Origin of the sequence: Pseudomonas sp. FeS53a (assembly GCF_000931385.1) — a bacterium.
In the GTDB taxonomy this organism is placed as follows: Bacteria; Pseudomonadota; Gammaproteobacteria; order Pseudomonadales; family Pseudomonadaceae; genus Metapseudomonas; species Metapseudomonas otitidis.
Genome location: NZ_JYFT01000078.1, coordinates 1 through 23,523, shown reverse-complemented (window position 1 = coordinate 23,523; position 23,523 = coordinate 1). Strand labels below are relative to the sequence as shown.

Sequence of the window (23,523 nt, the reverse complement as noted above, 5' to 3'; positions counted from 1 at the left end):
CACGCGCCAGGTGAACGAGGTCGCCCAGCTGGTGCTGAACGCCTCGAACTCCTCCATGAGCAACTCCGACGAGCAGGCACAGCGCACCAACAGCGTGGCGGCGGCGATCAACGAGCTGGGCGCGGCCGCCCAGGAGATCGCCCGCAACGCGGCGGATGCTTCCCACCAGGCCTCCGATGCCAAGGACCAGTCGGAAGACGGCCGCCAGGTGGTGGAGCAGACCATCAAGGCCATGAGCGACCTGTCGGCGAAGATCAGCACCTCCTGCGCCAACATCGAGGCCCTCAACGCCAAGACGGTGAACATCGGGCAGATACTGGAGGTGATCAAGGGCATCTCCGAGCAGACCAACCTGCTGGCGCTGAACGCGGCCATCGAGGCCGCCCGCGCGGGCGAAGCCGGGCGCGGCTTCGCGGTGGTGGCGGACGAAGTGCGCAACCTGGCCCACCGTACCCAGGAGTCGGCGCAGGAGATCCAGAAGATGATCGAGGAGCTGCAGGTGGGCGCTCGCGAGGCGGTCAACACCATGACCGAGAGCCAGCGCTACAGCGAGGAGAGCGTGACCATCGCCAACCAGGCCGGCGAGCGCCTCTCCAGCGTGACCCTGCGCATCGGCGAGATCGACGGCATGAACCAGTCGGTGGCGACCGCGACGGAAGAGCAGACCTCAGTGGTGGAGTCCCTCAACGTGGACATCAACGAGATCAACATGCTCAACCAGGAAGGCGTGGAGAACCTACAGGCGACCCTGCGTGCCTGCGCGGACCTGGAGCAGCAGGCCGCCCGCCTGAAGCACCTGGTGGACAGCTTCCGCATCTGAACCGTCCGGGCATGAAAAAGGCGCCTCAAGGCGCCTTTTTCGTGTCTTCCGCTTCGTCCTGGATCTGCTTCCAGAGGGCTTCGGCATCCGGGAAGTCGGTGCCGTCCTCCTCGTCCAGCGCCTCGGGGTCATAGCGCCGCACACAGCCCTCGCCGAGGGTGGGCGGGGCTTTCGAGGTGGCGCGATCGAGCGGATCGGACATGGGCAGTCCCCTAGGCCAGGCGGCTGGCGTCGTGCTGGGCGAAGGCCTTGATCGCCCGCAGGGCATCACGGCGGCTGAGCACGCCCACCAGCACGCCCCGCTCCACCACCGGCAAGGCCTCACGCTGCTCACGCAGCAGGCGCTGGCAGACGTCGACCACGTCCTCGTCGGGGGAGACGCTGTCCAGCTGCGCCTGCATGCACGCTCCCACCACACCGCCTACGGCGTCGTAGTAGGCACCGGAGAGAATGCCGCGCAGGCAATCGGATTCGGACAGCATGCCCAGCAGGTGGCCCTGGGCGTCCACCACCGGGGCACCGCTCAGGCGGTGCTCCAGCAGGCGCCCGATGGCCAGGAACAGGTCGGTCTCCGGCCGGAAGGTCACCTGGTGGTGGGTCATGTAGTCACGAACCTGGACGGACTTGAGCATGGGATCGTTCCTTGTTCCGGCAATGTGCGATCAGTCGAAGACGACGGTCTTGTTGTCGTGCACCAGCACGCGGTCTTCCAGGTGGTAGCGCAGGCCACGGGCCAGCACCAGCTTCTCCACGTCCTTGCCGAGACGGACCAGGTCTTCGATGTCGTCGCGGTGGCTGATGCGCACCACGTCCTGTTCGATGATCGGGCCGGCGTCCAGCTCCTCGGTGACGTAGTGGCAGGTGGCGCCGATCAGCTTCACGCCACGCAGCGAAGCCTGGTGGTAAGGCTTGGCACCCACGAAGGAGGGCAGGAAGCTGTGGTGGATGTTGATCACCTGGTGGGCGTAGCGCTGGCACAGGTCCGGCGGGAGGATCTGCATGTAGCGCGCCAGCACCACGGTGTCGGCATTGTGTGCGTCGACCAGGCGGGACACCTCGGCGAAGGCCGGGGCCTTGTCCTTCGGGTCCACCGGCACGTGGAAGTAGGGGATGCCGTGCCACTCGACCATGCTGCGCAGGTCGTCGTGGTTGGCGATGACGCAGGGAATCTCGCAATCCAGCTCGCCGCTGTGCCAGCGGTGCAGCAGGTCGGCCAGGCAGTGGGACTCACGGCTGGCCATCAGCACCACGCGCTTCTTCACCGCCGAATCGGTGATGCGCCAGGACATGGAGAACTCCCGGGCAATCGGCGCGAAGGCCTGGCGGAAACCGTCCAGGTCGAACGGCAGCGAGTCGGCGCGGATTTCATGCCGCATGAAGAACCAACCGCTCTGGTTGTCGGAGTGATGGCTTGCCTCGGTGATCCAACCGTTATAGGTGGCCAGGAAATTACTCACCTTGGCGACAATGCCGACGCCGTCCGGGCAGGCAATCACCAGACGAAATGTGCGCATGGGAAACTCCAGATACTTCGCAAAGGCGGCCATTCTAGCGGCACGCGGTGAAAACTTCAGCAGGCCCGAACACTTCATCCGACGTCCCGCGTGCCCCTGCCAGGGGCATGGGTATTAGCACGCGGGTCTTCAATTGACGGGGGAGTTGTTCATGCCAGTTGTGGGTGAACAACTAACAGGCCCGCCTGCATTCATTGGTAAAAAATATTCGATTGATACTTTCCTGACATGTTTACTTGGTTTAGTGTCCTGACTATTATCCCTCCACATCATTCACCCCTAATTCACCAAGGGACGCCGACATGTCGCTGATCAATGAATACCGCGCCACTGAAGAAGCCATCAAAGAACTCCAGGAGCGCCTGAAGAACCTGTCCCAGGACGACAAGCTGCAGAAAGAACTGGAATTCGAAGGCAAACTCCGCACCCTGATGGGCGAATACCAGAAGTCCCTGCGCGATATCATTGCCCTGCTCGACCCCGAGGCCAAAGCCGCCAAGCAACCGCGCGCAGCCAAGCCGGCCACCGGCACCAAGCGTGCCCGCAAGGTCAAGCAGTACAAGAACCCGAACACCGGCGAAGTCATCGAAACCAAAGGTGGCAACCACAAGACCCTGAAAGAGTGGAAAGCCAAGTGGGGCGCCGAAACCGTTGAAAGCTGGGCCACCCTGCTGGGCTGATTCAGTCGGTTTCAACAAAAACGCCAGCGGATGCTGGCGTTTTTTATTGCCTGTTCGAACAGGACTACAGCGAATAACGCTGACGCATTACTTCGGCATGGGCTTGCCAGGCATCAAGAATCGCCAACTGATCGGTTGACGCAGTTGCACGCAACTCCAGCACCGCTTCGGTGAATGCCGCCAGGGTATTGGGTGCTCCGTAATTGGGATGCATAAGCCGATTCCGACAGAACTCCTGCCAACGCGACTGCTCCTCCGCACTCAAAGTTTCCGGGAAGTTTCGCGCCCGGTAACGGAACAGCAACTCCGGCAAGCGCGAATCATCGAATGGCCATACTTCCCGCGCCAGTCGCTGCGGATCGGCATTGCGCACCTGCTCGCACAGTCGACGATCACGATCCCCGAGGAAGCCGCCATAAAGTTGCTGCTCGGGATCTTCGCTGCCGGCAAAGGACTCTTCGGCATAAACCATTGCCAACTTGTCCTGCCAGTTCGCCTGTTGCCGTGCCAGTTCATCTGCCTTGGCCTGACAGGCGGCCAGGTCGACGCCAATCCGCTCCCGATCCGCAGGCCTTAGTACGGAAAGCGGTGCCACCACAGGGCACTTGTTGATGTGCAGCAGTTTCAGCGGGACCGGCAGCTCGCCTTCGGCCAGGGCATCCCGTCGGGTATAGAGACGGGCGCGCAAGGTTTCGGCATCCAGATCCAGCAAGGGCGAAACCTCCACCTGCAGATCACAGACGATCAGGGCGTTGCGGTTGCGCGGGTGCCAGGCCAGCGGCAGCACCACGGCGAGGAAATGACGCTCCGCCGAATAGCGGCCCGATACGTGGACCAGCGGCTGCATCAGGCGGATCTGCTCCATCACCTTGTGCTTGCTGCGCAGCTGGAACAGGTAGTCGTACAGCTTGGGCTGGGCTTCGCGCACCCGACGGGCCATGCCGATGGTGGCACGCACGTCGGACAGCGCGTCGTGGGCCTGGCCATGGTCGATGCCGTTGGCAGCAGTCAGCCGCTCCAGGCGCAGGGTCACCCGCCCCTCCTCGGTGGGCCACTGCAGGCCTTCCGGCCGCAGGGCATAGGCCGTGCGCAGGGTATCGATCAGGTCCCAGCGGCTGTTGCCGCCCTGCCATTCCCGGGCATAGGGGTCGATGAAGTTGCGGTAGAAGCTGTAGCGGGTCACCTCGTCATCGAAGCGCAGGGTGTTGTAGCCCGCGCCGCAGGTGCCCGGGCGCGACAGCTCGGCATGCACCCGGTAGATGAAGGCTGCCTCGTCCAGCCCCTTGCCTTGCAGGGTCGACGGCAGGATACCGGTCACCAGGCAGGCCGCCGGGTGGGGCAGGATGTCGTCGCTGACGCGGCAATACAGGTTCACCGGCTCGCCGACTTCGTTCAGGGCCTCGTCGGTGCGGATGCCGGCCACCTGGATGGCCCGGTCGCAACGCGGGTTGATGCCGGTGGTCTCGTAGTCGTACCAGAAGATGCTGGGGGTCACGCCGCCTCCTTGAATCCGGGCGCAGGGTCGCAATGGGCCGGAAGTCTAACAGCCCCCCTCCCAAGGCAAATCGCCAAATCGTGATGCAGCCGATTGCAATTGCCCGGACAACTCCAGAAACTCGCCCACCATTCATATCCAGGCCCAAGGCACAGGGAAGCGTCATGAGCGAACTCCAGCAGAACCCTTATTCAATCCCAACCAGTGAACTGCTTGAGCAGCCCCCAGCAGGCACTACTCCCAGCATCGAAGAGGCGCTTACGCGAGGCTATGATTTCCACATCGGAGATATCCTGAGCGAAAGCTGGCGTCTTACTCATGGCCTGAAAGGTCTGCTGATTGGTGGGATGGTCGTCTACTCTGCTGTCAACCAGGCAATCAGCATGATCCCAGGTCTGGTCGTAGCGTTCGTTGTAAGTGACGGTACACTTCAGCTGATTGCACAGTTATTGATCAGCATAATCTCCGGCATCTGCGCGGCGCCTATACTGGCAGGCATGTACCTGCTGGCCATGCGTCATGTGACGGGCCAGCCTGTCAACTTCAATCAGATTTTCTCGCAGTTCGGCAAATTCATACCGCTGGCGATACTCAACGCGCTGATTCCAGTGCTCATCTATCTAGGCTTGCTGCTCCTGGTCATTCCGGGCATCTATCTCTGCATCGCTTACATGCTCGCGATGCCGCTGGTGGTAGAGCGCGGCCTGTCGCCCTGGCAGGCGATGGAAGCCTCGCGGCGCGCCATCAGCCAGCGCTGGTTCAAGTGCTTCGGTCTGTTCGCCCTGCTCGGCCTGATCGTCATGCTCAGCGCCCTGCCGCTGTTCATCGGCCTGGTCTGGACCCTGCCCATGTGCTTCGTGGTGGTGGCCCTGCTGTACCAGCGCATCTTCGGCATCCAGCAGTTCCCCCAGTAATTCGCGGAGCCCGGACCGATCCGCCGGCGCGGATCGGTTGCCTCGCCACCCCGTTGCTCGCTAGCATCGGCCACCCCCTCCACGCAGTCGGACCATGTCTTCTACGACCGGCAACAACAGCCCATACGGAAATGAGCAGGGTCTGACCGCTCCGCTGGACACCCGCTACCGCGTCGAGACGCCCGAAGGCATCGACCTGCTGCTGCGCCCCGCCAGCCTCCTGCCACGCGCCCTGGCGTTCTTCATCGACCTGCTGATCCGTGGCGGCATCCTCCTGGTGATGTTCGTGGTCCTCGCCCTGCTCGGCCAGTTCGGTATCGGCCTGGGGATGATCCTGCTGTTCCTGGTCAACTGGTGGTACATGGTGCTGTTCGAGGTGCTCAACCAGGGCCGTTCCCCCGGCAAGCAGGTCATGGGCCTGCGCGTGGTGCATGACGACGGCACCCCGGTGGGCTGGGCCTCCTCCCTGGTGCGTAACCTGCTGCGCTTCATCGACCTGCTGCCCTTCGGCTATACCCTCGGGCTGATCAGCAGCCTGCTCAACCCGGCTTTCAAGCGCCTGGGCGACATCGCCGCCGGGACCCTGGTGGTCTACCGCGAAGAGAAGGCCAGCCGCCCGAACCTGCCCGAGGCCACGCCCCTGCGCTCGCCGGTGCCCCTGAGCCTGGAGGAGCAGCGCGCCATCCTCGGCTTCGCCGAGCGCCAGGCCGGCCTCTCCAGCGGCCGCCGTGCCGAGCTGGCCGGCATCCTCGCCGCACCCCTGGAAACACCGCCCGAACAGGCCGAAGCCACGCTCAACGGCATTGCCCGCGGCCTACTGGGAAGCCCATGAAACAGAGCCTCTTCGAACACCGCCACCAGGCCAGCTGGAACCGCTTCGCCGCCCAGCTCGACGCCCTGGAACGCGGCAAGGCCGACCCCGCCAGCTGCGAGACCTTCGCCGCGGAGTACCGCCACCTCTGCCAGCAGCTCTCCCTCGCCCAGGAGCGCGGCTACAGCAGCCACCTGATCGACCAGCTGCAGCACCTGGCCATGCGTGGCCACCAGCAGTTCTACCGCCACCGCAGCCACCTGGGTGCGCAGATCCTCGGCTTCATCCTCGGCGGCTTCCCGCGCCTGGTGCGCGAACAGTGGCGCAGCATCGCCGTGTCCAGCCTGCTGTTCTACGGCACCCTCATCCTCATGGGCGTGCTGGTGTATTGCTTCCCCGATCTGGTCTACAGCGTCGTCTCGCCGGAACAGGTCAGCGAGATGGATTCGATGTACGAGCCGGACGCCCACCGCATCGGCGCCAGCAAGCGCGACGCCAGCGACGACTGGATGATGTTCGGCCACTACATCATGAACAACATCGGCATCGGCTTTCAGACCTACGCCGGTGGCCTGCTCTTTGGGGTCGGCAGCCTGTTCTTCATCCTCTTCAACGGCCTGATGATCGGCGCCATCGCCGGCCACCTGACCCAGGCCGGCTACGGCGAGACCTTCTGGTCCTTCGTCATCGGCCACGGCGCCTTCGAACTCACCGCCATCACCTTCGCCGGCGCCGCCGGGCTGCAACTCGGCTGGGCGCTGCTGGCCCCCGGTCGCTACACCCGTGCCGAATCCCTGCGCCTGGCCGGTGCCCGCAGCGTGCGCCTGGTGGCCGGAGTGATCCTGATGCTGCTGATCGCCGCCTTCATCGAGGCCTACTGGTCCTCCATGACCTTAGCCACGCCCCTGGTGAAGTACGTGGTCGGCAGCGGCCTGTGGATGCTGGTGGGCAGCTATTTCACGTTTGCCGGACGGGGTGGCCATGCGCCTGACTGACGCCTCCGTCGCCATCCGCCCACGCAGCGCCTGGGAAGCCATGGACCTGGGCGTCCTGCTGGCCCGCCGCCACGCCGGCCTGCTGATGGCCAGCTGGGCGCTGACCACCCTGCCGGTGTTCATCGTCATCAGCCTGCTGCTGTGGAAGTACTCCACCTGGGCCTTCATCGCCTTCTGGTGGCTCAAGCCGCTGTTCGAACGCCTGCCGCTGTACATCCTCTCCCGCGCCCTGTTCGGCGACACCCCGACCCTGCGCGAAGCGCTCAAGGCCTGGCCGCCCCTGGCCAGGCGACAGATCATCTCCAGCCTGACCTGGCGCCGCTTCAGCCCCACCCGCAGTTTCGACATGCCGGTCATGCAGCTCGAAGGCCTGTCCGGCATCCCGCGCAGCCAGCGCCTGGCCGTGCTGGGCCAGCGCGACGCCGGCGGGGCCACCTGGCTGACCATCATCGGCATGCACCTGGAGTGGGCGCTGTTCACCGGCTTCATCACCCTCCTCTACCTGATGCTGCCCCAGCAGCTGATCATCGACATGGACTGGCAGAAGCTGCTGCAAGCCCAGGAAGGTGAGTGGGTCTGGATCGAGCACCTGTCCAACCTGTTCTACGCCTTCGTACTGATCATCTGGGAGCCGGTCTACGTCGCCTGCGGCTTCACCCTCTACCTGAACCGCCGCACCCAGCTGGAAGCCTGGGACATCGAGCTGGTATTCCGCCGCCTGCGCCAGCGCCTCACCGGAGTCGCCTACGCCCTGCTGCTGGGCCTGAGCGTCGGCCTGGCCTTCACCCTGCCTTCCGCACCCGCCGTCGCAGAGGAGACCACAGCCGAGTCGGTGCCCGACACGGCCACTGCCGACGACAAGGCCGCCGCCAAGCCGGAAGAGAAGGTCGACCCGATGGGCCCCGATGCCGACCGCCTGCTCAACCAGCCTCTCACCAGCACAGCCTCCCGGGACAACATCAAGGCCATTCTCGACGCCCCGCCCTTCACCAACCGCGAGACGGTGACCCGCTGGCGCCTGCACGAGGACGAGAAGCCGGAGAAGAAGGAAAATGCGAAAGAGCTGAGCCAGGAAGACAAGGACGCCCTCGAACGCTTCATCCGTGGCCTCATGGCCCTGGGGGACTTCTGGAAATCCCTCGGCTTCCTCGCCAAGGTCATCGAGGTCCTGCTCTGGACCCTGGTCATCAGCCTGGTGTTGCTGCTGGTCTGGCGCTACCGCGAATGGCTCTCCACCTTCGTCGACCGGATCGGCCTGCCCGCCCGCATCCGCCGCGACACCCCCACCCAGCTGTTCGGCCTGGAAGTGGCGCCCGAAAGCCTGCCCGACGATGTCGCCGCCGAAGCCGAACGCCTCTGGAGCGACCACCCCCGCGAAGCCCTCGGCCTGCTCTACCGCGCCCTGCTCAGCCGGCTTTTGCACGACTTCCGCCTGCCCCTCAAGGGCTCCCACACCGAAGGCGAAGTACTGCAGCTGGTCCAGGCCCTGGAACGTGACGACCTCGGGCGCTTCGCCCAGGTGCTGACCCGCCACTGGCAGAACCTCGCCTACGGCCACCAGATGCCGCCGGAAACCCTCAAGCGCGGCCTCTGTGAAGGCTGGCGCCGACTGTTCGCCCAGGGGGCCAGCGCATGAGCCGTCGCGGCCAGTTCATCCTTGGCGCCCTTGCGTTCCTGATCATCGGGCTCATTGCCATCTACCTGCTCGGCCGCCTGGAGCCCTACGAGGAAACCCTCGAACTGGGCGCAGCCCCCGAGGCCCGCCAGGACGACTACCTGGCCGCCCAGTACTACCTCAAGCGCCAGGGCATCGAGGTCAGCCGGGCCGACAACCTCAGCGTGCTGGACACCCTGCCCGCTCCCGGCAACACCCTGCTGCTGATCGCCAGCCGCGAGAACATGACACCCTCCCAGGCCGACCGCGTACTGGAATGGGCCAGCAAGGGCGGCCACCTGCTGTTCGTGGCCGAAGCCCTCTACGACGAGGAAACCGGCACCAGCGACGACCTGCTGCTCAACCGCCTCGGCATCCAGCAGTTCGACGCCGAGGAGCTCGACGACGTCGACGAGGATGCGTCCGAGAGCGCAGCGGACGAGGAGCAGGCAACGGACAGCGAAGACGCTGACAGCGAGGCCGACAGCCGCGACGACGCCGACACCGATGAAGCGACCCAGCAGGCCGAAGCCCCCGCCGACGAGCAGCCGGAAGCGGATGGCGAAGATGACGGGGAGCCCTACCCCGAGCTGACCAAGCTGTATCTGGAGAACGAAGACGCACCGGCCTACATCGACTTCGACACCCGCTTCCACCTGTACGACAGCGAGGACCGCGCCCACGCCTGGGCCAACAGCGACAAGGCCACCCACATGCTGCAGATGAACTACGGCAACGGCCTGGTCACCGTGCTCACCGACAGCTGGATCTGGCAGAACGACAACATTGCCAGCCACGACAACGCCTGGCTGCTCTGGTACCTGACCCAGGACACCCACGCCACGCTGCTCTACAACGCCGACCGCGACGACCTGGCCAGCCTGCTCGGCCGCCACTTCCCCGAAGCCCTGGCCGCCCTCGCCCTGCTGGTGCTGCTCGGCCTATGGCACGTCGGCCTGCGCCAGGGCCCGCAGATCGCCCCGGCGAACCGCGCGCGCCGGCAACTGGAAGAGCACCTGCGTGCCAGCGCCGACTTCCTCCTGCGCCGCAGTGGCAACCAGGTGCTGCTGCGCCACCTGCAGGGCGACATCCTGCGCCGCGCCCGTCGTCGTCACCCCGGTTTCGAACGCCTCGGCGTGGCCGAGCAGTGGCAGGTGCTCAGCCGCCTCAGCCGCCTGCCCCCCAGCGCCATCAGCCAGGCCATGCGGCCGCTGCCCAAGCAGCGCCTCAGCGCCTCCGAATTCACCCGCCAGGTCGCCCACCTGCAAAGCCTCAGGAATGCCCTATGAGCGAACAGAAGCCCGATCAGCCGATCACCGACGAAGCCGAAGGCCTCAACCTGGACCTCGCCGACGTGACCTCGGATGCCACCGCCACGCCCCAGCCCGCCCAACCGGCACCGGCTGCTGCCGCACCAGCGCCGACACCGGCCCCGCAGCCAGCGCCCGCACACACCACTGCCGCCAGTTCCCAGCGCCAGCGCGCCAGCCAGCTGGCCCAGGCCCTGCGCCAGGAGCTGCAGAAGGCCGTGGTCGGCCAGCTGCAGGTCATCGACGACGTGCTCACCGCCCTGCTGGCCGGCGGCCACGTGTTGGTGGAAGGCGTGCCCGGCCTCGGCAAGACCCTCCTGGTACGTGCCCTGGCGCGCTGCTTCGGCGGTGAGTTCTCGCGCATCCAGTTCACCCCCGACCTGATGCCCAGCGACGTTACCGGCCACGCCGTCTACGACATGCAGAGCGAGCAGTTCAAGCTGCGCAAGGGCCCGGTGTTCACCAACCTGCTGCTGGCGGACGAGATCAACCGCGCCCCCGCCAAGACCCAGGCCGCCCTGCTGGAAGTGATGCAGGAACGCCAGGTCACCCTGGAAGGCCGCGCCCTGGCCGTGCCCCAGCCATTCCTGGTGATGGCCACCCAGAACCCCATCGAGCAGGAAGGCACCTACCCCCTGCCCGAGGCCGAGCTGGACCGCTTCATGCTCAAGCTGCGCATGGACTACCCCGAGGCCGGCGAAGAGCTCGCCCTGGTGCGCCAGGTGACCCGCTCCGCCCGTGCCGACATGCTGGAGGTGGCGCCTCTGCGCACCCTGCTGCAGGCCAAGGACGTCCAGGCTCTGCAACGCATCGCCAGCGAGCTGCCGATCGACGACCAGGTGCTCGACTACGCCGTGCGCCTGGCCCGCGCCACCCGCAGCTGGCCGGGCCTGGCCATGGGGGCTGGCCCGCGCGCCTCCATCGCCCTGGTGCGTGGCGGCCGTGCCCGCGCCCTGCTGCGCGGCGGCGACTTCGTGCTCCCCGACGACATCAAGGCCTGCGCCCTGGCCGTGCTGCGCCACCGCGTGCGCCTGTCGCCCGAGCTGGACATCGAAGGCCGCTCCGTCGACGACGTACTCCAGCAACTGCTCGACCAGGTGCCGGCACCCCGCCTATGAAGCCATCGCGCCTCCTGCTGGCCCTGCTGGGCGTCCTGCTGGCGCTCGGCATCGTGCTCGGCACCCTGGATGCCCTCAAGGTCGGTGCGCCGGCGCAGCTCCACCTCATCTGGTGGGGCCTGCTTGGCGCCCTGGGCTTCATCGCCGCGCTCGACGCCACCTGGCTCCGACAACTGCCCTCGCCACGCCTGGAGCGCCAGCTGCACGGCAACCTGTCCCTCGGTCGCTGGGGCGAAGTGCGCATGACCGTGCACCACCCCTACGCCCGCGAACTGGCACTGAAGGTGTTCGACCACGTGCCCGAAGGCATGGAGTTCGAGCACCTGCCCCAGGTGGTCGGCCTGCAGCCCGGCAACACCACCGAATTCGGCTACCGCGTCCGTCCGCTGGCCCGCGGCCGCTTCATCTTCCCCCGCTGCGAGGTGGAGCTGCCCAGTCCGCTGGGGCTCTGGGGCCATCGCCGGCGCCTGGAGATGAGCGACGAAACCCGCGTCTACCCCGACTTCGCCCGCCTCTACGGCGCCCAGCTGATGGCGGTGGACGACTGGATCAGCCAGCTCGGCGTGCGCCAGCGCCCACGCCGTGGCCTGGGGCTGGAGTTCCACCAGTTGAGGGAATTCCGCGACGGCGACACCCTGCGGCAGATCGACTGGAAGGCCACCGCCCGCAAGCGCACGCCGATTGCCCGAGAGTACCAGGACGAGCGCGACCAGCAGATCGTCTTCATGCTCGACTGTGGCCGCCGCATGCGCAGCCAGGACGGCGACCTCTCGCACTTCGACCATGCCCTCAACGCCAGCCTGCTGCTCAGCTACGTGGCCCTGCGCCAGGGCGACGCGGTGGGTCTGTCGACCTTCGCCGGCACCGGCGCGGATCGCTACCTGGCACCGGTCAAGGGCCAGGCCCAGCTCTCGGTGCTGCTCAACGCGGTGTACGACCTGGAAAGCAGCCAGCGCCCCGCCGACTTCGCCACCGCCATCGACACGCTGCTGGCCAAGCAACGCCGCCGCGCCCTGGTGGTGCTGGTGACCAACCTGCGTGACGAGGACGACGAGGAACTGCTGACAGCGGTGAAGCGCCTGGGCCGGCAACACCGTGTGCTGGTGGCCAGCCTGCGCGAGGAAGTGCTCGACACCCTGCGTCACACGCCTGTGCAGCGCTACGAGGAAGCCCTCGGCTACTGCGGCACGGTGAGCTACCTCAATGCCCGCAACGGCCTGCACGAGCGGCTGGCCGCCCACGGTGTCCCGGTTCTGGATTGCCGCCCTTCCGAGCTCGGTCCCGAGCTGGTCAGCCGCTACCTGGCCTGGAAGAAGGCCGGCGTCTTCTGAGTCGCTCCGCCCCGATCAGGCGGAGGCGGCCAACGGGCGGAAGCTGAAGTAGTAGCGCAACGCCTCGACCAGCTCCGCGTACTCCGGCGGCGGCGCCACCAGCGAGAAGCCCGAGTCGTAGTTGCCGGGGTTCACATCCTCCCGGCTCCAGTGGCACGTGGCGTAGAAATCGATGAAGCGGATCTGCCCGTCATGCGCCGGGATCTTCAGGCGCATGTCGAAACGGGCCCCCACCAGCATGGGCAGCTGGCTGACGAGCATCAGGCCATCCAGGGACACATTGCCCAGATAACCCATGGGTTTGTCGGTGATGCGGTTGAACACCTTCAGGTAGTACGGCAGTTGATGGCGTTCGATATGGCGCTGGCTACGCATGATGGCGAATCGCTATTGATGGCCGTTCAGTATGGCCTCACTACTGCACCCAAACCAACTACCGCCCGCAACGCTCCTTGATTGCGTCGGTCAGTTTGCGACGAGCGGCGTCCACCTGCTCGGCGCTGTAGTACTGCCGTTCTCCCTTGGCATCGACGCTGAAATACTTGCCCTCGCGCTTGATCTGCAACAGCTGGGAACGCAGCTGCACGCACTGGCTCGCCCGCTCGTTGCGGGCCTGGGCCTCCTTGCGGCGAGCCTCCTCCTTCTCCTGGCGACGCGCATCGAAGAATTGTTCAGTGCGCTGCAGACGCTCCCGGGTCGGCGCGTCGTCATCCAGGGCCGGCGGGCGGACTTCGACCTGCTGCGCGCCCTCCTGTGGCTGCTCGCTAAAGTGCACCTGGCCGTTGGCATCCGTCCAGCGGTAGATCTCGGCCGACGCCAGGCTGGAGCAGGCCAGCAGGCAGAAAAGCAGGTGACGCATGGATTCTCCCTATCCCGCCACGCCCGCCCTCAGAGGGGCGCCGCGTTCGGTTTGGCCGCGCTGCCCAGCTGGCCGATGCGCTCCAGGGTCTCGAGACGAGCCTTGGCGCGGAAGGCGTATTCACTGCTGGGGTAGCGGTTGATGATGAAATGGTAGGTCTGCGCCGCATCCACGAACAGGCTCTGGCGCTCCAGGCACTGGCCACGAAGCAGGGAAATCTCCGGCTGCATGTAGCTGCGCGAGCGGCTGCTGCGCTCGGCCATGGACAACTCGAGCATCGCCTCCTCGCAGTTGCCTTCGTCATAGGCGCGGTAGGCGTTGTTCAGGTGATGGTCGAGGGACCAGCGGGTGCAGCCGGCAAGGCCGACCAGCAGGGCCAGGATGATGAACGTGCGCATTGGGGTGTCTCCTCCGTTGGCGAGTATATCGGCGCTCCCGGGGATTTCTACAACGCCTTCCGGCGGCCGGGCACAACCTCCGATGGGACTTGCACGGCCCCGCAACGATGCACCCGGCGGCGCTGCTAGACTMCCGCCGTCCGGCCCGAGAGCCCACCTGGAGCCCCCATGCGCCACCTCCGCCCTGCCCTGCTCGCCAGTTGCCTGCTCGCCTTGTCCGCCTGCGCCCCCACCACCCCGTTGTTCATCGCCCAGATCACCACCAACGAAGTGGTGGAACAGAAGGCCCTGAAGAACGCCCGCATGGCAGCGGCCGTGGAGGAAGAAGGCGACCTGCTCACCTACAGCGCCATGGCCATCCGCGACGGTACCAGCGCCAAGGCCGAAGCGCTGTACATGACCGGCTACCGCGACCGGCAGTTCACCCCCGAAGTCCGCGCCATCGCCCTCTACCAGATCGGCCTCATCTACATGAGCCGCTACAACGACCAGCGCGACGACACCCGGGCCCTCAACCTGTTCTACCAGGTCACCAACGAGTTCCCCGGCACCCACGCCGCCGAGCATGCCCAGGCGCGCATCCTGATGATCCAGAAACGCGCCGAAGCGCCCGTGCAGAAGAGCGCCCGCGAGCTGCTGGCGGACTGGAAGCCCAGCCAGAACCTCGACCTCTACCAGCGCGACCTGGACCCCGACATGACGCTGCTGTCCCGCCGCGCCGTGCTCAAGGACCGGGTCGGCGAAGCCGAGCAGCTCTACGCCCTGGCCCTGATCGACGACCATGTGCAACCGGACATCAAGGCCCGCGCCCTGTACCAGATGGCCCTGATGAACCTGGCGCCGGCCAATCCCCATGCCGACCGCCAGAAGGCCGTGGGCTACCTGCGCCGCCTGCTGGCCGAGTTCCCCGACGCCGAACAGGCCGAGCCTGCCGCCCGGCACCTGGACATGGCGCTGAACCCCGGCGTGAAGTGACGCCGTGCACCCGCCGCGCGGGTAGTAGAAATGGAACGAGACTACAGCCGAAGGGCGGTGTAGCCTCGGGCTCTGCTTTGAAACTGGAGCCTTCGCATGTCCTTCCGCCGTACCAAGATAGTCGCCACCCTCGGCCCGGCCAGCAACTCACCCGAGGTGCTGGAGCAACTGATCATCGCCGGGATCGACGTCGCCCGCCTGAACTTCTCCCACGGCACCCCCGAAGAACACAAGGCACGCGCCCGCCTGGTGCGCGAGCTGGCGGCCAAGCACGGCCGCTTCGTCGCCCTGCTGGGCGACCTGCAAGGCCCGAAGATCCGCATCGCCAAGTTCGCCAACAAGCGCATCGAACTGGCCGAAGGCGACAAGTTCCGCTTCTCTGTCACCCACCCGCGTGATGCCGGCAGCCAGGACGTGGTCGGCATCGACTACCCGGACCTGATCAAGGACTGCGGCGTCGGTGACGAACTGCTGCTGGACGACGGCCGCGTGGTCATGCGCGTCGACGCCACCACCGCCGACGAACTGCACTGCACCGTGCTGATCGGCGGCCCGCTGTCCGACCACAAGGGCATCAACCGTCGCGGCGGCGGCCTCACCGCCCCGGCCCTGACCGCCAAGGACAAGGCCGACATCAAGCTCGCCGCCGAAATGGAGCTGGACTACCTGGCCGTCTCCTTCCCCCGTGACGCCGCCGACATGGAACTGGCCCGCCGCCTGCGCGACGAAGCCGGTGGCAGCGCCTGGCTGGTGGCCAAGATCGAACGCGCCGAAGCCGTGGCCGATGACGAGGCCCTCGACGGCCTGATCCGCGCCAGCGACGCCGTGATGGTGGCCCGTGGCGACCTCGGCGTGGAAATCGGCGACGCCGAGCTGGTGGGCATCCAGAAGAAGATCATCCTGCACGCCCGCCGCTACAACAAAGCCGTGATCACCGCGACCCAGATGATGGAGTCGATGATCCACAGCCCCATGCCGACCCGCGCGGAAGTCTCCGACGTAGCCAACGCCGTGCTCGACTACACGGACGCCGTGATGCTCTCCGCCGAGAGCGCCGCCGGCGAATACCCGGTGGAAGCGGTCAAGGCCATGGCGCGCGTCTGCGTCGGTGCCGAGAAGCACCCCACCAGCCAGAAATCCAGCCACCGCCTGGGCCACACCTTCAGCCGCTGTGACGAGAGCGTGGCCCTGGCGACCATGTACACCGCCAACCACTTCCCGGGCGTGAAGGCCATCATCTGCCTGACCGAAAGCGGCTACAGCCCGCTGATCATGTCGCGCATCCGCTCCTCGGTGCCGATCTTCGCCTTCTCCCCCCACCGCGCCACCCAGGCGCGCGTGGCGCTGTTCCGTGGCGTCTCCACCATCCCCTTCGACCCGGCCGCACTGCCGGCGGACAAGGTCAGCCAGGCTGCCGTGGACGAACTGCTCAAGCGCGGCGTCGTGCAGCAGGGCGACTGGGTCATCCTGACCAAGGGCGACAGCTACCACACCGTCGGCGGCACCAACACCATGAAGATCCTCCACGTCGGCGACCCGCTGGTGTAAGGCATCTGCAGCACGTGAAAAGGCCGCTCATCGAGCGGCCTTTTTTCATGCGCCGAAACGGGAGGGGTGGGCTGAAGCCCACCCTGCGGGACCACTCAGGCGAACTTGGAAAAATCGGGTTTGCGCCGCTGCATGAACGCCGACAGCGCCTCGATGGCCTCGGGCGTACGCAGGCGCTGACCGAACAGCTCGCCCTCTTCCATGATCACCCGGCGCAGTTCCTCACGGCCGGGTTCGCGCATCAGGCGCTTGCTCACCGCCACCGCCGAGGGCGCCAGTTGCTCGAAGCGCTGGGCCATCTCGCGGGCACGGGCCAGGGTCGCGGCGCCGTCCGCCAGGGCCTCGTTGGCGATGCCCCAGGCAGCCGCCTGCTCACCGGTGAAGGACTCGCCGAGCAACAGCAGCTCCGCCGCACGGGCGTGGCCGAGCAGGCGCGGCAGGATCAGGCTGGAGCCGTACTCCGGGCACAGCCCCAGGTTGACGAAGGGCATCTTCAGCTTGGCGTCGCGCGCCACGTAGACCAGGTCGCAATGCAGCAGCAGCGTGGTGCCGATGCCCACGGCCGGGCCACTCACGGCGGCCACCACCGGCTTGCTGAAATCGAACAGTGCCTTCATGAAGCGGAACACTTCGCTGTCCAGCCCGGACGGCGGCGCCTGGATGAAGTCGGCCACGTCGTTGCCGCTGGTGAAGCAGGTCTCGCTGCCGGTGATCAGCACCGCACGCACGCTGCGGTCCTCGTCGGCCGCGTCCAGCGCATCGGCCAGGGCGCCATACATGGCGCGGGTCAGGGCGTTCTTCTTGTCCTCGCGGTCCATGCGCAGGGTCAGCAGGCCCTGCTCGCGTTCCAGGTGGATGTGTTCGCTCATGGTGGGTCCTCGGCGGTGGCCGCCTCAGACGGAGCGGCTCAGGAATTCGTCGGCCAGCAGTTGGTTGCGGGGCAGGCCCGCGAGATAGAGCCGGCGGGCGAAGGCCTCGACCCGCTCCGGCCGCCCGCAGAGTAGGGCGACGGTTTGCCGGCTCACAAGCCGGATTTCGGCCAAAACAGCCTGCAGCTGCGCCACCGTCACCAGCTCGACCGTGACGTTGGCATGCTCGGCCGCCAGCGCGTGCAAGGGCTCCGCCAGGTAGTGGCCGGCCTCGTCATGGGCCACGTGAATGAGCCGGATGGGGCCGGCATGATGCTGGCGCAGCGCCTCCCGCAACACACCCCAGATCGGTGCCAACCCCGTGCCGGCGGCCAGCATCAGCAGCGGCCGGTCGTCCCAGGCCGGGTCGTAGTGCAGCGCACCGCCGCGCAGCTCGCCCAGGCGCAGCGCATCCCCGGGCACCAGGGCCCGGGCGGCATCGCAGAAGGCGCCCGGCGCACGGCAATCGATGTGGAACTCCAGCCAGGGCGTCTCCCCCGGCAGGCTGGCCAGCGAGTAGGGCCGGGCCACGCCCTCCCCCGTCCACAGCAGCAGGTGCTGGCCGGCGCTGTAGCGCAGTGGTCGTTGTGGTTCCAGGCGCAGGCGCAGCACCTCGCCCCCCAGCCAGTCACAGGCCGCGACCCGGGCCGGGATGCCGTCGCGCTGGGGGTCGAACAGCTCCACCGCCAGGTCCTGCACCACCAGGCACTGGCAGGCCAGGCGCCATCCCTGTTCGCGACGCTCGGCATCCAGCGCCTCCGGGCGCGCATCGGCCGGTTCGCCGGCGGTCACCCGCACCAGGCAGGCATGGCAGCTGCCGGCACGGCAACTGAACGGCACGCGGCAGCCACCGGCATTCAGGGCATCCAGCAGGTTGCTGGCGGGCGCCACGCTCCAGCGGCGCCCGGCGGCTTCGAGTTCAGGCACCCTGGATCTCCCATGCCGCATCGCAGCGGTTGCGGCCATTGCGCTTGGCCCGGTAGAGCGCCTGGTCGGCCCGCTGCAGGGCGTCGTCCAGGTCATCGTTGCAACCGATCAGGGTCATGCCGGCAGACAGGCTCAGCGCCCCCACCTGCACCCCCACCGGCTCGGCGCTGGCGAAGGCCTCCCGCAGCCGCTCGCAGCAGCTGGTCAGGCGGTCGGCATCGCAGTCGGGCAACAGCAGCACGAACTCCTCGCCACCGTAGCGGGCCAGGAGGTCGCCATCGCGCAGGCAGGCCCGCGCCACGGCCGCGAAGGTCTGCAGCACCCGGTCGCCGGCCGCGTGGCCATGCTGGTCATTGATGCGCTTGAAGTGGTCGAGGTCGATCAGCGCCAGGCCATGGAAACGGCCCGGCGGCACGCCCTTCATCTCCCGCGCCGCCATGCGCAGGAAGTGCCGGCGGTTGAACAGCCCGGTGAGTTCGTCGGTGGCCACCAGGTCTTCCAGCTGGCGCATCATCCCGCGCAGCGTGTCCTGGTGGGCCTGCAGGGCGAAGCGCCGCTGACGCATGCGCTGGCGCATCGCCTGGACGTAGCTGGCGAACAGCCCCAGCCACACCAGCAGCACGAACAGCGCACACACCTGCAGCAACGCCAAGGCTGGCGACTGCAGGCGCATCTGGTACGCCTCCAGCAGGTTCAGGCCGGCGAAGGCCGTCAGCCCGAAGCCCGCACAGCGCAGGAATACCCGTGGCGGCAGCTGGAACACGCCGAACAGCAGGATCAGCACATACACCACCAGCAGTGCGCCCCGGGCCGGCCCCAGGTCGGCCATCAGCAGGGTGTGCCAGGTCATGGCCACGAGGATCTGCGCCTCGGTCAGGCTGGGGTCGGGGAAACGCAGGTTGCGGCCGCTGCGCAGGAGCGCGAAGAACACGAGTTGGGAAATGACGATGAGTCCGGTGAAGCCCAGCGCCACCCAGGGCGAGCGCTGGTAGAAACCGCCCAGCACCGCCAGCCAGAACAGCAGCAGCACGAGCGCATAGGTTGCCACTGCCATGCCGAAGCGCTTCAGCAGCAGGCTTTGCAGGCCCCGTTGGGTGGACCCTCGACTGGATGTGCTCATGGGCTCCGTCCCGTGCTGGCACGATGCCGCCACTCTACGCGCGTGAAAACGAAAAACCTAGGGGACGCAAGCGGTTCGCCGAGCGCCCGGGGTCGACTCTTGGCGGGTGTGCCCGGCCTTGAGCACGCGGTATACTTCCGCGCCATTTTCACCCCCAATCCAATGCGCGCCGGGTCGTGGTCCGGCGCTTCCTGATGTTCCCGAATTGAAGAGGAGCGCACCCATGACCGTGATCAAGCAGGACGACCTGATTCAGAGCGTCGCCGACGCCCTGCAGTTCATCTCCTATTACCACCCCGTCGATTTCATCCAGGCCATGCACGAGGCCTACCTGCGCGAAGAGTCGCCCGCCGCGCGCGACTCCATGGCGCAGATCCTGATCAACTCGCGCATGTGCGCCACCGGCCACCGCCCCATCTGCCAGGACACCGGCATCGTCACCGTGTTCGTCCGCGTGGGCATGGACGTGCGCTGGGACGGCGCCACCATGAGCGTCGACGACATGATCAACGAGGGCGTGCGCCGCGCCTACAACCTGCCGGAGAACGTCCTGCGCGCCTCCATCCTGGCCGACCCGGCGGGTGCCCGTAAGAACACCAAGGACAACACCCCGGCGGTGATCCACTACTCCATCGTCCCCGGCAACACCGTGGAAGTGGATGTGGCCGCCAAGGGCGGTGGCTCCGAGAACAAGTCGAAGATGGCCATGCTCAACCCGTCCGACTCCATCGTCGACTGGGTGCTCAAGACCGTCCCGACCATGGGCGCCGGCTGGTGCCCGCCGGGCATGCTCGGCATCGGCATCGGCGGCACCGCCGAGAAGGCCGCGGTGATGGCGAAGGAAGTCCTGATGGACCCGATCGACATCCACGAACTGAAGGCCCGTGGCCCGCAGAACAAGATCGAGGAAATGCGCCTCGAACTGTTCGAGAAGGTCAACCAGCTGGGCATCGGCGCCCAGGGCCTGGGTGGCCTGACCACCGTCCTCGACGTGAAGATCATGGACTACCCGACCCACGCCGCCTCGCTGCCGGTGTGCATGATCCCCAACTGCGCCGCCACCCGTCACGCCCACTTCGTGCTCGACGGTTCCGGCCCGGCCGCCCTGGAAGCCCCGCCGCTGGACGCTTACCCGGAAATCGTCTGGGAAGCCGGCCCGAGCGCCCGCCGCGTCGACCTCGACAGCATCACCCCCGAAGAGGTGCAGAGCTGGAAGCCGGGCGAGACCCTGCTGCTCAACGGCAAGATGCTCACGGGCCGCGACGCCGCCCACAAGCGCATGGTCGACATGCTCAACAAGGGTGAAGAGCTGCCGGTGGACCTCAAGGGCCGCTTCATCTACTACGTCGGCCCGGTCGATCCGGTCGGTGACGAGGTGGTCGGCCCGGCAGGCCCCACCACCGCCACCCGCATGGACAAGTTCACCCGCCAGATCCTGGAAAGCACCGGCCTGCTGGGCATGATCGGCAAGTCCGAGCGTGGCCCCATCGCCATCGAAGCGATCAAGGACAACAAGGCCGTGTACCTGATGGCCGTCGGCGGTGCCGCCTACCTGGTGGCCCAGGCGATCAAGAAGTCCAAGGTCCTGGCCTTCGCCGAACTCGGGATGGAAGCCATCTACGAATTCGACGTGAAGGATATGCCGGTCACCGTCGCCGTCGACACCAACGGCGAGTCGGTGCACATCACCGGCCCGGCGATCTGGAACAAGAAGATCGCTGAAAGCCTCGCGGTGGAAGTGAAGTAAGCCACACCGCAATTGAAAAGCCCGGCCTCGCGCCGGGCTTTTTCTTGGCGCTCTTCCGGTAACGCGCTGCTGATCAGTTGACCGCCAAGCGGATTCCAGACGCCAATCTACTGCCCACCAAATCCCCAAAACGGGACCCACATCCTGATATGACCAACCGGTCAGTTTCAGGAGTGTGAGCCCATGCACAGTTGTACTCCGACCAGTCGAACGGACGTGCCGCTTTCCTTATTCTCTCGCCCGCTTGTCGGGGCTCCCCCAGGCAGGTCGCCATAGGAAACCAACACGTCGCATGGATGCGCAGCAGTCTGTCGAGCTTTCTCTATGCCCTGGACCTTTGCCCTCTCCCTGCGCCTTCCGGCCGGCACGCGGCTGCCCGTAGCCGATTGCCCGAGCATCCGGGAGCCCCGCCGATGAGCCTGTGCCTGCCCCGTCGCCTGGCCCGCCTCGCCTGGGCCTGCCTGCTGCTGTGCCCGCTGCTGTGGGCGGAGCCGGCCAGCCAGGACGGCGAGGAGCGCTGGACCATCAACATGCGCGACGCCGACATCCGCGACTTCACCGAGCAGGTCGCCAGCATCAGTGGCCAGACCCTGGTGCTCGACCCCCGGGTCAAGGGCCAGGTCACCGTCATCTCCGAATCGCCGCTGACCCTCAGCGAGGTCTACCAGCTGTTCCTCTCGGTGATGAGCACCCACGGCTACAGCGTGGTCACCCAGGGCAACCAGGCGCGCATCGTGCCCGATGTGGAGGGCCGCAGCGTGGCCAACAGCCCCGTCGGCAGCGGCCCGGAAACCCTCGAAACGCGCCTGCTGCAGGTGCAGCAGACACCGGTCAACGAACTGCTCCCGCTGATCCGCCCGCTGGTGCCGCAGAACGGTCACCTGGCGGCCATCCCCTCCAGCAACTCGCTGATCGTCAGTGACAAGCGCGCCAACATCGAACGGCTGATCGCCCTGATCGCCCAGGTGGACAGCGCCGGAGCCAACGACAGCGTGTTCTACGACCTCAAGCACGCCTGGGCCCGCGACGTCGCCGCGATGCTGCAGGAAAGCCTGCGGCGCGGGCAGCCGGCCGGCAACGGCAACGCCCAGGTGATCGCCGACCCGCGCACCAACCGCCTGCTGCTGCTCGGCCCGCCCGAGGCCCGCGAGCGCCTGCTGAAGATGGCCCGCCAGCTGGACACCCAGCCCGTGCGCTCGGCCAACACCCGGGTCGTGCGCCTGCGCCATGGCGACGCCAAGGACCTGGCCAAGACCCTCAGCGACCTCTCCGAGCAACTGCGCGGCACCGCCTCGCCCACCACCACCCAGGCCCCGGTGCTGATCCGCGCCGACGAGGGGATCAACGCCCTCATCCTGATGGCCGAGCCGGACATGGTGGCGCAGCTGGAAGACCTGGTGCACCAGCTCGACGTGCCCCGCGCCCAGGTGCTGGTGGAGGCCGCCATCGTCGAGATGTCCGGCGACGTCAGCGAAGCCCTCGGCGTGCAGTGGGCCATCGACGGGCGCTCCGACAGCGGCCCCATCGGCGGCAGCAACTTCAGCAACACCGGGCTCTCGGTGGGCACCCTGCTCGGCGCCATCGAAGCCAAGACCCCGGTCAGCCTGCCCGACGGCGCCATCGTCGGCATCGGCAACAAGAACTTCGGCGCGCTGATCACCGCCCTCTCCGCCAACGGCAACAGCAACCTGCTTTCCACCCCCAGCCTGCTGACCCTGGACAACCAGAAGGCCGAGATCCTCGTGGGGCAGAACGTGCCCTTCCAGACCGGCTCCTACACCACCGACGCCGCCGGGGCCAACAACCCCTTCACCACCATCGAGCGCAAGGATGTCGGCGTCACCCTCAAGGTCACCCCGCACATCAACGAAGGCGGCACCCTGCGCCTGGTGATCGAGCAGGAGATCTCCTCCATCGCCCCCAGCACCGGCGCCGCCTCCCGCGCGGTGGACCTGGTCACCAACAAACGCATGATCAAGAGCACCGTACTGGCCGACAACGGCCAGGTGATCGTGCTCGGCGGCCTGATCCAGGACGACGTCACCCGCAGCGAGAGCAAGGTACCGCTGCTGGGCGACATGCCCCTGGTGGGCGGTCTGTTCCGCTCCAGCAAGGACGTCAACGTCAAGCGCAACCTGATGGTCTTCCTGCGGCCCAGCGTGGTCCGCGACGGCAACCGCCTGGCCGACCTCAGCCAGGAGAAGTACCTCGACCTGCGGCAGCAAGCCACCGGGCCAAACGCCCAGCGCAGCCTGCCCCAGGAGCCGGCGCAGCTGTTCAAGTCCACCCGCTCGGCCGCCCCGGTCGCGACGGCACCGGCACCCGCGCCCAAGCCGGCCCCGGCCCCGGCCCCGGCCCCGGCCCAACCCTACGCCGCCCAGGCTGAAACGCCCCTGCAG

Annotated in this window: 23 protein-coding genes; 13 read left to right on the top strand and 10 right to left on the bottom strand. The window is 66.9% G+C overall.

Annotated elements, in window-relative coordinates; genetic code table 11:
• Nucleotides 1–55: 55 nt before the first annotated feature.
• The gene (locus SZ55_RS29200) at nt 56–820 is read left to right on the top strand and encodes a methyl-accepting chemotaxis protein (RefSeq protein WP_371321046.1); all 765 of its coding nucleotides are present in this window, start codon (nt 56–58) and stop codon (nt 818–820) included.
• 25 nt (nt 821–845) lie between these two features.
• Here SZ55_RS29200 and SZ55_RS28490 read toward each other — a convergent pair whose 3' ends face one another.
• The 3 genes from SZ55_RS28490 to purU are packed head-to-tail and all read right to left on the bottom strand — an operon-like array spanning nt 846 to nt 2,334.
• Nucleotides 846–1,022, bottom strand: coding sequence for a hypothetical protein (locus SZ55_RS28490; RefSeq protein WP_172432852.1), 177 nt, complete (start codon nt 1,020–1,022; stop codon nt 846–848).
• Between the two features lie 10 nt (nt 1,023–1,032).
• A complete protein-coding gene (locus SZ55_RS24505) occupies nt 1,033–1,452 on the bottom strand; it encodes a CBS domain-containing protein (protein WP_044413106.1) in 420 nt (139 codons plus the stop codon).
• 30 nt (nt 1,453–1,482) lie between these two features.
• Nucleotides 1,483–2,334 carry a formyltetrahydrofolate deformylase gene (gene purU, locus SZ55_RS24500; RefSeq protein ID WP_044413103.1) on the bottom strand — a complete coding sequence of 284 codons (852 nt, stop codon included), beginning with the start codon at nt 2,332–2,334 and terminating at the stop codon, nt 1,483–1,485.
• Between the two features lie 302 nt (nt 2,335–2,636).
• On the opposite strand from purU, the gene mvaT reads away from it, so the two are divergent.
• Nucleotides 2,637–3,014, top strand: coding sequence for a histone-like nucleoid-structuring protein MvaT (gene mvaT / locus SZ55_RS24495; RefSeq protein WP_044413100.1), 378 nt, complete (start codon nt 2,637–2,639; stop codon nt 3,012–3,014).
• Between the two features lie 64 nt (nt 3,015–3,078).
• On the opposite strand, the gene sbcB is transcribed toward mvaT, so the two are convergent.
• Nucleotides 3,079–4,509 carry an exodeoxyribonuclease I gene (sbcB, locus tag SZ55_RS24490; RefSeq protein ID WP_044413097.1) on the bottom strand — a complete coding sequence of 477 codons (1,431 nt, stop codon included), beginning with the start codon at nt 4,507–4,509 and terminating at the stop codon, nt 3,079–3,081.
• A 164-nt stretch (nt 4,510–4,673) separates the two neighbouring features.
• On the opposite strand from sbcB, the gene SZ55_RS24485 reads away from it, so the two are divergent.
• From SZ55_RS24485 to SZ55_RS24455, 7 genes are all read left to right on the top strand, one after another.
• On the top strand, nt 4,674–5,423 hold the full coding sequence (locus SZ55_RS24485) for a hypothetical protein (protein ID WP_044413094.1): 750 nt from the start codon (nt 4,674–4,676) through the stop codon (nt 5,421–5,423).
• Between the two features lie 94 nt (nt 5,424–5,517).
• Nucleotides 5,518–6,255, top strand: a complete 738-nt coding sequence (locus tag SZ55_RS24480; RefSeq protein ID WP_044413092.1) for an RDD family protein — start codon at nt 5,518–5,520, stop codon at nt 6,253–6,255.
• Complete coding sequence (locus tag SZ55_RS24475; protein WP_044413090.1) at nt 6,252–7,229, top strand: stage II sporulation protein M; 978 nt, start codon at nt 6,252–6,254, stop codon at nt 7,227–7,229. The genes SZ55_RS24480 and SZ55_RS24475 overlap by 4 nt, the downstream gene beginning before the upstream one ends.
• Complete coding sequence (locus tag SZ55_RS24470; RefSeq protein WP_044413087.1) at nt 7,216–8,865, top strand: DUF4129 domain-containing protein; 1,650 nt, start codon at nt 7,216–7,218, stop codon at nt 8,863–8,865. Before SZ55_RS24475 ends, SZ55_RS24470 begins: the two co-directional genes overlap by 14 nt.
• Nucleotides 8,862–10,172: a DUF4350 domain-containing protein gene (locus tag SZ55_RS24465; protein WP_044413084.1), complete on the top strand. Its 1,311-nt coding sequence runs from the start codon at nt 8,862–8,864 to the stop codon at nt 10,170–10,172. Before SZ55_RS24470 ends, SZ55_RS24465 begins: the two co-directional genes overlap by 4 nt.
• Nucleotides 10,169–11,311, top strand: a complete 1,143-nt coding sequence (locus SZ55_RS24460; protein WP_044413081.1) for an AAA family ATPase — start codon at nt 10,169–10,171, stop codon at nt 11,309–11,311. The genes SZ55_RS24465 and SZ55_RS24460 overlap by 4 nt, the downstream gene beginning before the upstream one ends.
• A complete protein-coding gene (locus SZ55_RS24455) occupies nt 11,308–12,642 on the top strand; it encodes a DUF58 domain-containing protein (RefSeq protein WP_044413078.1) in 1,335 nt (444 codons plus the stop codon). Before SZ55_RS24460 ends, SZ55_RS24455 begins: the two co-directional genes overlap by 4 nt.
• Before the next feature lie 15 nt (nt 12,643–12,657).
• Here the strand turns inward: SZ55_RS24455 and SZ55_RS24450 are convergent, their stop codons facing one another.
• The 3 genes from SZ55_RS24450 to SZ55_RS24440 are packed head-to-tail and all read right to left on the bottom strand — an operon-like array spanning nt 12,658 to nt 13,899.
• Nucleotides 12,658–13,017 carry a PilZ domain-containing protein gene (locus SZ55_RS24450; protein ID WP_044413075.1) on the bottom strand — a complete coding sequence of 120 codons (360 nt, stop codon included), beginning with the start codon at nt 13,015–13,017 and terminating at the stop codon, nt 12,658–12,660.
• Between the two features lie 58 nt (nt 13,018–13,075).
• Complete coding sequence (locus SZ55_RS24445; RefSeq protein WP_044413073.1) at nt 13,076–13,501, bottom strand: DUF4124 domain-containing protein; 426 nt, start codon at nt 13,499–13,501, stop codon at nt 13,076–13,078.
• Nucleotides 13,502–13,530: 29 nt separating this feature from the next.
• Nucleotides 13,531–13,899, bottom strand: coding sequence for a tetratricopeptide repeat protein (locus SZ55_RS24440; protein WP_044413071.1), 369 nt, complete (start codon nt 13,897–13,899; stop codon nt 13,531–13,533).
• Between the two features lie 168 nt (nt 13,900–14,067).
• On the opposite strand from SZ55_RS24440, the gene SZ55_RS24435 reads away from it, so the two are divergent.
• The gene (locus SZ55_RS24435; protein ID WP_044413068.1) at nt 14,068–14,874 is read left to right on the top strand and encodes a tetratricopeptide repeat protein; all 807 of its coding nucleotides are present in this window, start codon (nt 14,068–14,070) and stop codon (nt 14,872–14,874) included.
• Nucleotides 14,875–14,970: 96 nt separating this feature from the next.
• Nucleotides 14,971–16,422, top strand: a complete 1,452-nt coding sequence (pyk, locus tag SZ55_RS24430; protein ID WP_044413065.1) for a pyruvate kinase — start codon at nt 14,971–14,973, stop codon at nt 16,420–16,422.
• Between the two features lie 95 nt (nt 16,423–16,517).
• Here pyk and SZ55_RS24425 read toward each other — a convergent pair whose 3' ends face one another.
• Genes SZ55_RS24425 through SZ55_RS24415 form a run of 3 tightly spaced genes read right to left on the bottom strand, consistent with a single transcriptional unit; the run spans nt 16,518 to nt 19,377 of the window.
• The gene (locus SZ55_RS24425; RefSeq protein WP_044413062.1) at nt 16,518–17,291 is read right to left on the bottom strand and encodes an enoyl-CoA hydratase; all 774 of its coding nucleotides are present in this window, start codon (nt 17,289–17,291) and stop codon (nt 16,518–16,520) included.
• Between the two features lie 24 nt (nt 17,292–17,315).
• The gene (locus SZ55_RS24420; RefSeq protein ID WP_044413059.1) at nt 17,316–18,257 is read right to left on the bottom strand and encodes an iron-sulfur-binding ferredoxin reductase; all 942 of its coding nucleotides are present in this window, start codon (nt 18,255–18,257) and stop codon (nt 17,316–17,318) included.
• The gene (locus SZ55_RS24415) at nt 18,250–19,377 is read right to left on the bottom strand and encodes a GGDEF domain-containing protein (protein WP_044413056.1); all 1,128 of its coding nucleotides are present in this window, start codon (nt 19,375–19,377) and stop codon (nt 18,250–18,252) included. Before SZ55_RS24415 ends, SZ55_RS24420 begins: the two co-directional genes overlap by 8 nt.
• A gap of 223 nt (nt 19,378–19,600) precedes the next feature.
• Here SZ55_RS24415 and SZ55_RS24410 point away from each other — a divergent pair, with 223 nt between their 5' ends.
• Both SZ55_RS24410 and gspD read left to right on the top strand, forming a co-directional pair.
• On the top strand, nt 19,601–21,124 hold the full coding sequence (locus SZ55_RS24410; protein WP_044413053.1) for a fumarate hydratase: 1,524 nt from the start codon (nt 19,601–19,603) through the stop codon (nt 21,122–21,124).
• A 413-nt stretch (nt 21,125–21,537) separates the two neighbouring features.
• On the top strand, nt 21,538–23,523 hold a 1,986-nt coding region (gene gspD / locus SZ55_RS24405; RefSeq protein WP_160298857.1), incomplete at its 3' end, for a type II secretion system secretin GspD.

What these genes read in the sequence shown, in the direction of transcription:
- SZ55_RS24485 (WP_044413094.1), top strand. Translation starts at nt 4,674, where the DNA reads ATGAGCGAACTCCAGCAGAACCCTTATTCAATCCCAACCAGTGAACTG.
- SZ55_RS24425 (WP_044413062.1), bottom strand. Translation starts at nt 17,291, where the DNA reads ATGAGCGAACACATCCACCTGGAACGCGAGCAGGGCCTGCTGACCCTG.
- SZ55_RS24415 (WP_044413056.1), bottom strand. Translation starts at nt 19,377, where the DNA reads ATGAGCACATCCAGTCGAGGGTCCACCCAACGGGGCCTGCAAAGCCTG.
- SZ55_RS24465 (WP_044413084.1), top strand. Translation starts at nt 8,862, where the DNA reads ATGAGCCGTCGCGGCCAGTTCATCCTTGGCGCCCTTGCGTTCCTGATC.
- SZ55_RS24440 (WP_044413071.1), bottom strand. Translation starts at nt 13,899, where the DNA reads ATGCGCACGTTCATCATCCTGGCCCTGCTGGTCGGCCTTGCCGGCTGC.
- SZ55_RS24455 (WP_044413078.1), top strand. Translation starts at nt 11,308, where the DNA reads ATGAAGCCATCGCGCCTCCTGCTGGCCCTGCTGGGCGTCCTGCTGGCG.
- SZ55_RS24475 (WP_044413090.1), top strand. Translation starts at nt 6,252, where the DNA reads ATGAAACAGAGCCTCTTCGAACACCGCCACCAGGCCAGCTGGAACCGC.
- SZ55_RS24410 (WP_044413053.1), top strand. Translation starts at nt 19,601, where the DNA reads ATGACCGTGATCAAGCAGGACGACCTGATTCAGAGCGTCGCCGACGCC.
- mvaT (WP_044413100.1), top strand. Translation starts at nt 2,637, where the DNA reads ATGTCGCTGATCAATGAATACCGCGCCACTGAAGAAGCCATCAAAGAA.
- SZ55_RS24450 (WP_044413075.1), bottom strand. Translation starts at nt 13,017, where the DNA reads ATGCGTAGCCAGCGCCATATCGAACGCCATCAACTGCCGTACTACCTG.
- purU (WP_044413103.1), bottom strand. Translation starts at nt 2,334, where the DNA reads ATGCGCACATTTCGTCTGGTGATTGCCTGCCCGGACGGCGTCGGCATT.
- SZ55_RS24505 (WP_044413106.1), bottom strand. Translation starts at nt 1,452, where the DNA reads ATGCTCAAGTCCGTCCAGGTTCGTGACTACATGACCCACCACCAGGTG.
- SZ55_RS24460 (WP_044413081.1), top strand. Translation starts at nt 10,169, where the DNA reads ATGAGCGAACAGAAGCCCGATCAGCCGATCACCGACGAAGCCGAAGGC.
- SZ55_RS24435 (WP_044413068.1), top strand. Translation starts at nt 14,068, where the DNA reads ATGCGCCACCTCCGCCCTGCCCTGCTCGCCAGTTGCCTGCTCGCCTTG.
- SZ55_RS28490 (WP_172432852.1), bottom strand. Translation starts at nt 1,022, where the DNA reads ATGTCCGATCCGCTCGATCGCGCCACCTCGAAAGCCCCGCCCACCCTC.
- SZ55_RS24470 (WP_044413087.1), top strand. Translation starts at nt 7,216, where the DNA reads ATGCGCCTGACTGACGCCTCCGTCGCCATCCGCCCACGCAGCGCCTGG.
- SZ55_RS29200 (WP_371321046.1), top strand. Translation starts at nt 56, where the DNA reads ATGAGCAACTCCGACGAGCAGGCACAGCGCACCAACAGCGTGGCGGCG.
- SZ55_RS24445 (WP_044413073.1), bottom strand. Translation starts at nt 13,501, where the DNA reads ATGCGTCACCTGCTTTTCTGCCTGCTGGCCTGCTCCAGCCTGGCGTCG.
- pyk (WP_044413065.1), top strand. Translation starts at nt 14,971, where the DNA reads ATGTCCTTCCGCCGTACCAAGATAGTCGCCACCCTCGGCCCGGCCAGC.
- SZ55_RS24480 (WP_044413092.1), top strand. Translation starts at nt 5,518, where the DNA reads ATGTCTTCTACGACCGGCAACAACAGCCCATACGGAAATGAGCAGGGT.